This window comes from Arthrobacter sp. efr-133-R2A-63 (assembly GCF_030209795.1).
GTDB classification, from domain to species: Bacteria; Actinomycetota; Actinomycetes; order Actinomycetales; family Micrococcaceae; genus Arthrobacter; species Arthrobacter bambusae_A.
Genome location: NZ_JARVRG010000040.1, coordinates 1 through 9,439, shown reverse-complemented (window position 1 = coordinate 9,439; position 9,439 = coordinate 1). Strand labels below are relative to the sequence as shown.

Sequence of the window (9,439 nt, the reverse complement as noted above, 5' to 3'; positions counted from 1 at the left end):
GACAGGCCAACAACCCCAATTCTTACTCGTTAAGGGCTGCTAAAAAGGTAACGGGTAACAGAACAGGGCAGGCGACAGGGAACCCGGCCCTGGTTTGGTCAGCCGGTCAGGACGCTCCGTGTCTTTCACGGCTCACCGCCGTGACACGCCGGGCCTCGAGGTGTCCTTCCTTTTTCGCGTCGTTCATAATCGCCTGGATGCGCTGGTGTGACATGCCCACGATTTCGGCGATGTCCGGGACCACCGGATGCCGTCCCAGGAGGCATCGATCGGCACCGTCACCAAAGGACCCTGTCCATGCCCGCCGTCGGGACCCTGATGTTCCCGGAGCCAGTGCTCCAGCCGTTCCGGATCATAGCGTGGCGTGCCGCGGTTCCCGGGGATGCGCAGATCCGCGGCGGTCCCGTTCAGTCCGTCGGCCACGGACTTGAAGGCCATCACGTCCCTGCCGGCCCTCCGGGCCGCCTGGCGCAATGACAAAGAGGCCAGCCCGGACGGTGATCCAGTCCCCATGCCGTTCCTCCCCTGCCCGCGGGGGCCGGCGACGACTGGGGTGAGAGCCCGAGCCCCTGGCTCAAGAGTCTCTCTCGTCGCCGGCCCCGTCTACAGAGCCCGGCACCGGCCCGGGCCCATCTGCTTCAAATGCTCCTGTTTGTCAGTCAATACCGCTGTCATTCGACACAAACGAGTAGCAGGTACTTCTCTTCCCGGGGCATGACGCAATGCTCCTGCCGGTGTTGTTGTGGGTAGGCTGGGCTTGCTTCCGGGAAGGGAACGAACCATTGTGCTCGATACTCCAAGTCTGAGATTCGCGGTGGGGGTTGTCGCCCTCACCCTGTGCCTGTTGTTTTTCGGGTCGTTCCGCCGGACCCGGTCCGCGTACAGCGGCTGGTGGTGTCTTGCCCTGGTGTTTTTCCTGGCCGGGAACGTGGCGTTGCTGCTGACCGGAACATCCCAGCAGGCCTGGGCGGATCCGGCCGGCAACGCCTTGCTGGTCGCCGGGGCATTCAGTGTGTGGGCAGGCTCCCGCTCCCTCAGGTTGTTGCCGGTGCCGCGCTGGCAACTCCTCGCCGCACCGGCCGTCACGGCCGTGGCCTCGCTGCTGGAGAATCCGGCCTCCAACGCCTGGTCCGGCGCCCTGGTGTACCTGGCCCTGATGGCCCTAGGCATGGGCCTGGCCACCCGCGAACTCTGGCTGTTGAACCCCGGCGAGTCCCAGGTCCGCCGCTCCCTCGCCCTGGCAGCCGGGGTGCTGGCCGGATATTATTTCCTCCGGTGGCCGGTCTTTCTGATCGAAGGACCGGACGGCCCGGCTTTCCGCACCTACCTCAGCCCCGCCGTCACCAGCGTGCTCACCATCGTGCTTCTGGTCACCGTGTCCTTCAGCATGACCGCCCTGAGCAACGAACAACTCATCAACGGACTCAACGAACGCGCCACCCGCGACGGCCTGACAGGGCTCCTGAACCGCACGGCCTTCCTGGAACTCGCCGCCAAGGAAGTCACCCGGCTGCACACAACAGGGTCCGTCTCCACCGTGATCCTCGCCGACCTGGACCACTTCAAAGCCCTCAACGACGGCCACGGCCACGCCGCCGGGGACGCCGCGATCCGGGCCTTCGCTGCGGCCTGCCAGGCCTCGGTCCGCAACACCGACCTCGTCGGAAGGTACGGCGGGGAGGAATTCATCATCCTGCTTCCCGGCGCCAACCCCGAAAGCGCCCGGATCATCGCCGCCCTGATCAGCCGCCGCCTGGCCGCCACAGAGCCACCGGCAGGTATCCCCTTCCCCACCGTGAGCTACGGCATCGCCCCCAGCACAACCCGCGGCCCGGATCTGGACCGCATGATCGCCGCCGCCGACGACGCCCTCTACCAGGCCAAAGCCCTCGGACGGAACCGGGTCGTCTGCGCCGATCCCGGCCCGGAGCCCACCGTAGCCCGCCAACAACAGTCAACTGCACCGTACGGCAAACCTTAGCCTGGGACCCTTCACTTTTTCACAAGCCTGCGAAGACGGGGACGATCTCGAATTGTGGGTTGGAAGCCACAACGGGTACATCCAAGTCGATGGAGCGGTCAACAGTTTGCTATCGGACACTCTTTTCCCGGAACGGGGACGTCCGGGGTGGAGTTCTCAGGCAGGTTGGTCTCCAACCATCTCCGGAGTCCGAGGCCCTGGATCTGACAAAGCGGAGGCCCTCCCCGGCGCCCGGTCCTGCACATTTGCTCAACCCGGCGGCCCTGCCGTCCGCGCCAACCCGCCAGCGACTCTGAAGTAAGCGGTTGCGTTTCGTTGTTGTCCCTGCTGTCGTTAACGCGCCCGCCGACTGCATGGACGAAGTTCTTTCCGCGTGCGCCTCCAGCATCGTCCCGGTTTGAGAGCTAGACCTCGTCTCCGGGTGCCGGGGGCATCTCGGAGTTCTCGGGCTTGATCCATGTGGCGACCACGCTCACTCCGCCACGATCATCCCGTTCGGTCTCGATTTCGATTTCGGAAGCCGAAGCCCCCATGCCCAAAAGCTTGTCCCGGTACGAAAGGACCAGAGCATTCAAACTCTCCTCGCTCCACTCGCCGGGACGCATTCTGGTCGAAATTTCAACTGGCTCCGGTTGATAAAGAGTCACTGCACGCCTCCTGGGACGACCGCGCCGCGGGCAGGACAAGGGCCCGGGTTTCTGCGGCTTTTGTACGGAAGTTGGTCCTTCCACGCTAGAGCGCATCAGGGTTTGCGGCAACGGCCCGGGTCAAGGTCCCAAAGCCTGCCATGGTGCGCCGGGGCTCTTCCCCCGAAGGGCGCCTGGGGCGTAGTTTGCTGTTATTGCGGCGTTGTCTGTCGCGGGTGTTGCCTACGAGCCGGGATGCCCATGAGATTGGGAGGAAAATAATGAGCGATTTCTTGCGCCACGTGCCGTTCGACGTGCCAGAACCGGTCCGCCGCTTCCTGCAGGGGGACATCGGCCCGTGGCTGCGCGTGGAGGAATTCAGTGATGGATCCGCCTGGGTGATCCGGGCCGAGCTGCCCGGCGTTGATCCGGAGAGGGATATCGACATCTCCGTCTCAGGACGCACGCTCACCATCGAGGGCCGCCGGGAAGAAGAGTCGGAAAACCAAGGCAAGGACAATTACCGCTCCGAATTCCGTTACGGGGAGTTCAGTCGGAGCTTTCAGCTCCCCGCAGCGGTTAGCGAGGAAGAGATCCAGGCCTCCTACACCGGCGGGATCCTCGAGGTCCGTGTACCCGTTGCCGGGCACGAGGAGACACCCCGCCGGAAGGTCCGGGTGAACCGCACCGATACGTACCGCACGGCCGCAGACGCCGGTGGCGAAGTAGACCCGGGGACTTCGGATGCGGGGGCCGGAGACGAAGCGCCGCCCCGGGCCGATTTCTTCCCCGGGGACCAACCGCAGCCCGATAGTCCCCAGCAGAAACCACCTGCTGACCCTTCCCGGGAAGCCAGCACCTGACGCCGGGCAAACAACCGCGCCGGGATCGGAACAGTCCCGGCTCTCACGGACCAGAGACGAAGGAACCTTCCTCGCAGGGCAGGATGGTTCATCGGTACCGGCCTCACCCCGGCCATACTCCAGCGGGAACGCCGGGGCCCGCGGCATCATCAATCAGCATACTTACTAATGAAGGTAGGCGGGGGACTCAGGCGGCCTTTTCCATTTGAAGGCCGCACCGGCACCGCGGCACCCGGTTGCGGAGGAGAGCACTAACGGGATCGGCGGCTTCGGCTGTGTGGTGCTAATCGGCCTCGACCGGGTGAAATCCTGCCACCGAAACGGTGAGGGGTGCTTCCGATGCGCGGACCGCTACTCGTCGTGACCCTGGTCCGCGCTCATCTGGTCCTCTGCAGGCGGAGTCTCGCCCGGCGGCACGCCCCCTCCGGGCTCCAGCCCGGTGATGTTTCCCTCACGCGGATCCGGGTTGGCCGAGGCGGCGGGGTCCCGATCCTTGTCATCGACCCTGGCGCCTGCTGGCTGCTCCATAGCTGCCGACTGGTCGCCACCAGGCGCTCCGGACGTCCTCGGCTCGTCTTCCGGGTCATGCCTGATCATGATCTGTCCCCTTTCCGTCAGCATCCTCAGTAATTTGCCAGCCTAGTTCGAGCCCCCGGCTACAACAAGCCGCCGCCGCCTTGACCCACGTAAACCTTTGCGTAGTCTCGTTCCGAGTACTCCCCTCGGTGCGGTTAACAGATCGCCAGGCCGAAAAGCCCACAGTTCGTTGGGGTGCCGGTCCCATGCCAACGTCAGGTGTCGGAGCATTGGCCAGCCCTGGGCCGGTGTTTTCCGGGGCCGAAGCGGGGCCCGTAGATGCGCGGCTTACCTCCAGCTGATAAGCATGCTTAGTATCAATGTTTCTTTGACCGGGGCAGATACCGCTGGAATGAGAGCGAAGGTGACAGAATCAAGGGCCGATATCTCCACCGGGTCCGAGTTCTTGCGGTCATCTGCCCTCTCCCCGATTTACGGTGGCGTGCTCCATTCCCCGGACGCCCCCTTTTCTCTGCACTTGCGTTTAGTGGATCAGGCCGGACACGAGGTTGATGGTGGTGGCCAGCACTATCGCTCCCAGGAGATAGGACAGCAGCGCCTGGCGCAGCACGGTGGTGCGGATCGCCTCTGTCTTCAGGTCGGTATCGGAGACCTGGAAGGTCATCCCGACGGTGAAGGACAAATATGCGAAGTCCAGGTAGCGGGGCGGTTTGTCCTCGTTGAAATCGACCCCGGCCCTGTCCCGGTAATAGATCGACGCGTAGCGAAGCGCAAACAGCGTATGGACCAGGAACCAGGACAGCGCGACGCTGCCCAGGGCCATGGCGATGATGGCCGCCTTCGTTCCGCCTTGGGCATTGGAGGCATCCAGCAGGATCAGCGCCACCCCGGCGAAGCTGGCCACGGTGGCGGCCAACACCAGGGCATCGGAGACGCGCCGGCCCGGATCTTCGCGCCGTGCGTGGGCTGCCGTGGCTTCCGCAGGCAGGCGCCCGATGATCGCCCACACCCAGATGAGGTACGTCAGTGACGCCACCGCCCAACCCATGGCCGGCGCGTACACCCAAGACTTCAATGTCCCAACAGCCAAGGCGGTCCCCAGACCCAAAACGATCATCACCAGAACCCGCAGCCGCGAATGATGCGCCACGGAACTGAAACCCTTATCCGGGCCGCCCGTCGTGCCAGCAAGACTCATGGACCGATCATCCCACCCAGCCCACCGGTCCCGTCCCTTACCAGCAGCCGGCGAGTCGGCCCGATCCCAGTCTTTAGCGTCTGGTTGAGGTATACAAGCAGACGAAACCCGGCGTGAAACGATCCTGGGCACGGTGAGCCCGATGGGCGGCAGCCCGAGAGCTATCCGCTTGCGGGAGGCGGATGTTTACGCTGATCAGATGGAGGAAGCCCGGGACGGGACGAGAATGACGATGATCCCGGGGCGGCTTGTGAAAAAGTCGAATATCCGACGCTAAGGTTTTGCCGGGCGTCGTAAAGGCCTGTATTTGCCGGGTTTGAGGTGGTTGGCACGTGGCCAGGTGTAGTCGCCGGTGCGGTTGATGTGTTCCTGGCCCAGGGGTGAGAGGGACCTTAGAAGGTCCGGTGCGATGTCCCGGCCGTCGCTGGTCAGTAATGGTCCGGTCCAGATAGACGGTGTTCCAGAGGATGATGGCGGCGGTGAGGCTACGCTCGGTAATCGTGAGCAAAGTACGCAGAGCCACGTCAGAGATCCTTATCTCCCACGCCGACGTTCCCCACTGACATCCTGCCGTTCTGTTGCGCCATGGAATGCCCGCTGTTCATGGTTTCGCGAGGGTGCCGGTAGATCGTGCCGGGTAACTCCGAATTCTACGGCGATGTGTTGGACCGTATGGGCACGCCGCCCGTAGGGGCCTTTTTCTTCGTGCATTTCGCGGGCCAGTTTGATCTGGCGCGCGCCGAGCTTTGGTTTTTGTCCGCCGGCCCTACCCCGGGCACGGGCCGCGGCAAGCTGAGCCCGTCACGAGTCCGTTCGGGCATCAAAGCGTGTTCGAACTCGGTGATCAAGCCAAGGATCTGGAAAGACATCCGCCCGAGAGCCGTGGATGTATCGATGCCCTGGTCAAGGACCACCAGGTGCACGCCGCGTTCCTGCAATGTTCCGGACAAGTCGATGAGGTTCTCCAGCGACCGCCCGAGCCGATCGGTGACGACAAGCTGATCACCTGCCCTGTTGGCTGAGAGCAGGGCTTTGTCGAGTTCGGGCCTGCGGGCCAGCTTCCCGGATGCGGTGTCGAGGAAAATTTGTTCGCAGCCGGCAGCGCGCGGTCAAGAAATCCGTGATCAGCGTGTCATGCCGAGGCTTCCGGAGCGCCTTCGGTGCCGGGGCACGCCGGGCGCCGCCGATGGACGGCCCGGCCGCGGCGCCTCTAAGATAAGGCAACCCCACTGCGGAGGACCAATGAGGCCAGGGGTCCGCCGACTCGCCCTGACGGGAACGGACCTATACCTCGTTGGAGGTCTGTCTGCGCATCACGGGCACTGCACTTCCTGTGCAGAAAGGCAGATGGAGACCCTTATGCAGACAGACCCCGAGCCCGAAGCCGAAGCAACCGTCCGTACGGTGACCGTAGAGGCGTCCAGCACCCACCCGGAGGACTGGGGAAGGGCCACGGCCCTTGCCCTGAGCCAGCTGATCCAAGAGATCACCGCCACCACCGGCACGGACCCCTGCCGTGATCCCGAGGGCCTGGACGTCTCGTTGCACATCAAGGCCGTGCCCGAGGGTGAGTCCATCACGGTCACCTGGCGCGGCTGACCTGCGGATGCTGTGTCCGGTCCAAGACTGGCCGGCCGCCGCGTTGCCCTCACCGCGAACGGACCCGGGCTTGCCGTCAACCTGCCTTCTTTGAGGTCTCCTTCGCTGCGTCGACGGACTAGTTCAATTCCGTCCGGGCTTGCCCCCGGGTCTCGGCACATTGCGTTGATCGGTCACCAGCTTGCGGTACCGGGGTGTGATCGGGGCTTAGACGTTTCGGCCGCGGTTGACGAAGAACATGATCACAGCGGCCGCAAGCACGATCGGAGCGATCCAGAGCAGGAAGCCGACAGCCTTGACCATGCCGCCGATGATGAACAAAACGATCGCGATAACGGCCAGGATCCACAGCAAGGCGCTCATTGCCTTTACCTCCCAAATTGCGTTCTCGAACAGCCCCGGGTCGGCGGCTGGCCCCCATCTACTCCGCGCGGAACAGGGTTTCCAGCGATGCGCCCCGGTCCCGGACGCACCGTTGCGCCGTTGCGCCGGACGATTCGCAGAAGGTTTCAATGGTGGCCCGGTGTGATCCAGCCCGTGCGCGGTGGCCCAGCCATCATCGTGGTCCAGGGCCAGATCCCTCTTCCCGGTCGCTGTTTTCAAGCCGCATTTCCTCCGCCAGGGATTCATCTGGACCGTCCTTGTCCATTCCGATGTAGCGGTGCAGCGTGGGCCGTCCGGCTCCCGGGCCGGCAGCCGGGCGTGCGGCCGGTCTGACGAAGTCTCCGTCGTCGCCCCCATCAGCGGCCTCAGCATAGGTGCGCAACCCCTCTGCCGGACGGTAGTGCTGGTAAAGACGTGCTTCGTCTTCCGGACCGGGATGCGCCTCAGGGTCTATCAGCGGGGCGTCCTTGACCTCATCCTTGCCATGCTGGACGATCAGGTCATCGCCTTGGACCCAGGCACCTTCCAGCGGGACAAACGACTCCCGGAGGCCGAACAGCCCTGTCTTCACGGTGATCCAGCTGGGCTCACCGGTGTCTCCGTCGAGGTAAAAGCGCCCGATGCCCCCGATCTTCTCCCCGTCCGGGCTCAGCACGTTCCCGTTGCCCCGGAGCAGGGCGTCGAGGTGTTCCTTTGCGATCATGATTCCTCCTCGGATTCTGGATTCTGGTTCCTTTGACTCGGACGCCCCGGACGGATCCAACGAAGAAGCCCGCTGCCGTCCGCCGCGCCCCGGCCTGCTGTTCGCGGAAAGAATCAACCACCAGCCTGGATCAGCGGGAACAAGCGCTTGAAAGCGCGACTGGTCCTGAGGATCAGGAAGATGCACCCTCCGCACGTCCGGGTCATCCACTAGTCACTCGGGGCTACCTCAGTCGTCAGGCTGCGGTCATCCGAGGAAGCCCGATCCTGTTCTTCTGCGGGACCGGTCGGATCATCGGGGCCGGTGTCTGATTCCTTACCGGCAACCTCCTCCTGGACTACCAACGGACCCTCGGGTGGGCCGTTCCCGGCGGCCGTCGTGCGAACGGGTTCTTTAGACACCGGTTTCGCAGGGCTTTGGACGCCGTCATGGACCGGGGTGTCAGGTGTGTTTGTTTCAGCGCTCATGTCCGTCTCTTCCGTGAGGCCGGGAAATCAGCTTCCGGATTCTTCCGGGTGATTCCTTGCTCGCTTCTCGTTGGGGTTGTCGTGGACTTCGTCCGGGACAAAGTCGGGGTCCAACTTGCTGCCCGGGCTTTCGGCTGGGTTGTTCCGCGGCGCCCCGCTCGCATCGCGGTCGTGGCGCTCTTTGGGGCGCTCTTCGCTCCTGTGCCCAAGGTAGCGCCGCAACCACGTGCTGTCGAGGGTCACCTCGGCGCAAAATCATGCCTACCGGCTCCGCGCGCTCTTCGGCCTGTGCCCTCTTCCATGCCTTGCATTGCCTTTGTAGCGATCGGTTGCTCGAAGGCTCCGGGTCGATCGGTTCCGCCTCATCCCGGCCGGGACAGGACAGTGTCCCGGCCGGCGTTCGCGGCCCTGCTTTCCCCCTCGAGGCGCGGGTTGTCGGCCTCCAGGAGCATTGTGCTGCTGCTTCCCGCAAGCGGCCCGCGGGGAAGGAAACGCGCCAATGCCCGGTGTCACCGTGTACCGGGCATTGGCGCAGCTACCGCCGAGAGCATCTTCCAGGGAAACACCCCCCGTGCTGATCCTAGGCCGTGGAACCGGGCCGGCGCTTGAGTACCGTCTACCTGTTTTGGCTGCACGGGCGAACGGTCACGAGTCCGAAGTAGTTAAGGGGTGGTGGAAGGGCCCCCGGAAGCGGTGCCCGCGGGTCGCGAATCGTGCTGCGCACGCGTTGGCGAATGCTCTTCCCTCGGGATCCTGCGTCGCCACGTCGCATGATCGGTCTGTTGCATGACGTGTCCGTTGCTGAGACGGAAACCTCCCTGCCGGTCCACCGAGCGCTCAAAAACGGGCGCACAAGGGACGGTGCGGGAGGCCGCCTCGGGGTGTACGGTTGTTCCGGCGGTTTCGCATACCCCCCATTTGCGCAGCCGCCGGGAATCCCTGCGCTGGAGTCGCTCCCGACTCGCGCGGGGGTTCCTCATCGCATGGCCATCCACGGCGACCGGACGATCCGGCGCTGTTTTCGGGCCCCCTGTTACCTCATGTCAATACCTCCGGGAAGGGGCATTCGTCGCCTCAGTTG

The 9,439-nt window shown here is 64.4% G+C and carries 10 protein-coding genes and 1 pseudogene; 3 read left to right on the top strand and 8 right to left on the bottom strand.

Annotated elements, in window-relative coordinates:
* Positions 1-183 precede the first annotated feature (183 nt).
* The gene (locus tag QRN45_RS19870; RefSeq protein ID WP_284764417.1) at positions 184-513 is read right to left on the bottom strand and encodes a hypothetical protein; all 330 of its coding nucleotides are present in this window, start codon (positions 511-513) and stop codon (positions 184-186) included.
* 268 nt (positions 514-781) lie between these two features.
* Here QRN45_RS19870 and QRN45_RS19865 point away from each other — a divergent pair, with 268 nt between their 5' ends.
* Complete coding sequence (locus QRN45_RS19865) at positions 782-1,981, top strand: GGDEF domain-containing protein (RefSeq protein ID WP_284764420.1); 1,200 nt, start codon at positions 782-784, stop codon at positions 1,979-1,981.
* 404 nt (positions 1,982-2,385) lie between these two features.
* On the opposite strand, the gene QRN45_RS19860 is transcribed toward QRN45_RS19865, so the two are convergent.
* Positions 2,386-2,514 (bottom strand): hypothetical protein, encoded by a 129-nt coding sequence (locus QRN45_RS19860; protein ID WP_284764416.1) that lies wholly within the window; start codon positions 2,512-2,514, stop codon positions 2,386-2,388.
* A 374-nt stretch (positions 2,515-2,888) separates the two neighbouring features.
* Here QRN45_RS19860 and QRN45_RS19855 point away from each other — a divergent pair, with 374 nt between their 5' ends.
* A complete protein-coding gene (locus tag QRN45_RS19855; RefSeq protein ID WP_284764415.1) occupies positions 2,889-3,470 on the top strand; it encodes an Hsp20/alpha crystallin family protein in 582 nt (193 codons plus the stop codon).
* A 351-nt stretch (positions 3,471-3,821) separates the two neighbouring features.
* On the opposite strand, the gene QRN45_RS19850 is transcribed toward QRN45_RS19855, so the two are convergent.
* The 4 genes and pseudogenes from QRN45_RS19850 to QRN45_RS19835 all read right to left on the bottom strand — a co-directional run bounded on the left by QRN45_RS19850 (position 3,822) and on the right by QRN45_RS19835 (position 6,263).
* Positions 3,822-3,998: a DUF6480 family protein gene (locus QRN45_RS19850; RefSeq protein WP_284764419.1), complete on the bottom strand. Its 177-nt coding sequence runs from the start codon at positions 3,996-3,998 to the stop codon at positions 3,822-3,824.
* Positions 3,999-4,530: 532 nt separating this feature from the next.
* Positions 4,531-5,205: a DUF1345 domain-containing protein gene (locus QRN45_RS19845; RefSeq protein WP_284764413.1), complete on the bottom strand. Its 675-nt coding sequence runs from the start codon at positions 5,203-5,205 to the stop codon at positions 4,531-4,533.
* Positions 5,206-5,478: 273 nt separating this feature from the next.
* Positions 5,479-5,689, bottom strand: a pseudogene (locus tag QRN45_RS19840) (Tn3 family transposase); the annotation flags it as partial.
* A gap of 166 nt (positions 5,690-5,855) precedes the next feature.
* Positions 5,856-6,263, bottom strand: coding sequence for a recombinase family protein (locus QRN45_RS19835; protein ID WP_284764418.1), 408 nt, complete (start codon positions 6,261-6,263; stop codon positions 5,856-5,858).
* 301 nt (positions 6,264-6,564) lie between these two features.
* On the opposite strand from QRN45_RS19835, the gene QRN45_RS19830 reads away from it, so the two are divergent.
* Entirely contained in the window at positions 6,565-6,804 is a 240-nt protein-coding gene (locus tag QRN45_RS19830; protein ID WP_284764412.1) for a hypothetical protein, read from the top strand.
* Between the two features lie 207 nt (positions 6,805-7,011).
* Here QRN45_RS19830 and QRN45_RS19825 read toward each other — a convergent pair whose 3' ends face one another.
* Both QRN45_RS19825 and QRN45_RS19820 read right to left on the bottom strand, forming a co-directional pair.
* Positions 7,012-7,167, bottom strand: coding sequence for a hypothetical protein (locus QRN45_RS19825; RefSeq protein ID WP_284764411.1), 156 nt, complete (start codon positions 7,165-7,167; stop codon positions 7,012-7,014).
* 193 nt (positions 7,168-7,360) lie between these two features.
* Positions 7,361-7,891 (bottom strand): PRC-barrel domain-containing protein, encoded by a 531-nt coding sequence (locus tag QRN45_RS19820; protein ID WP_284764410.1) that lies wholly within the window; start codon positions 7,889-7,891, stop codon positions 7,361-7,363.
* Positions 7,892-9,439: the final 1,548 nt, after the last annotated feature.